The sequence below is a fragment of the Paracraurococcus ruber genome (assembly GCF_004353985.1).
Classification (GTDB): domain Bacteria; phylum Pseudomonadota; class Alphaproteobacteria; order Acetobacterales; family Acetobacteraceae; genus Paracraurococcus; species Paracraurococcus ruber.
The window spans coordinates 1-558 of sequence record NZ_SMOA01000672.1 but is presented as its reverse complement, the minus strand read 5'-3'; the positions used below and the strand labels follow the sequence as shown (position 1 = coordinate 558).

Sequence of the window (558 nt, the reverse complement as noted above, 5' to 3'; positions counted from 1 at the left end):
AGCGCGGCCAGGCCGGCCGCGACCGGCGGCAGGCCCGCCGGGCGCCCGCCCTGTTCGGTCAGCCGGCGCATCGCCTCGTCGAAGGCGGCGGGGTCGCGGCGCGGCGACGCCGCGCAGCCGGCCAGGACCAGCGCCGCGAGGGCGGCGAGCAGCAGCCTCCTCATCGTGCCCCCAGCGCGGCGCTGTTGGCGCCGAGGATGGCTTCCAGCGTCGCCAGCACGATGCCGCCCACCAGGACGCCGAGCAGCAGCGTCACCCCCGGCAGCAGCAGCGCGACCAGCCGCTCGGTCGCGCGGTCCAGGGCATCCTCGTGAATCACCGCCGCCTCCTGCAGCATCTCCCGCAGCCGCCCGCCTTCCTCGCCGATGCCGGCCAGGGTGATGGCGAGCGGCGGCAGCGTTCCCTGCGCCGCCAGCGCCGGCGCCAGGCGCTGCCCGGCCGCGACCTCCGTCGCCGCGCGCGTCAGCCCGGCGCCGATCTCGGCATTGCCGGCGGCGGCGGCGGCCTGGCCCAGCGCGTCCGGCAGCGGGACGCCGGCGCCCAGCAGCACCGCCAGCA

At 79.4% G+C, this 558-nt stretch carries 2 protein-coding genes; both read right to left on the bottom strand.

The window, feature by feature from the left end; genetic code table 11:
- The coding region (locus E2C05_RS35540; RefSeq protein WP_158292512.1) for a lipoprotein at positions 1-164 on the bottom strand (164 nt) is incomplete at its 3' end.
- A partial coding sequence (locus E2C05_RS32395) for a type II secretion system F family protein (protein WP_192912577.1) occupies positions 161-558 on the bottom strand: 398 nt, incomplete at its 5' end. The genes E2C05_RS35540 and E2C05_RS32395, both read right to left, overlap by 4 nt.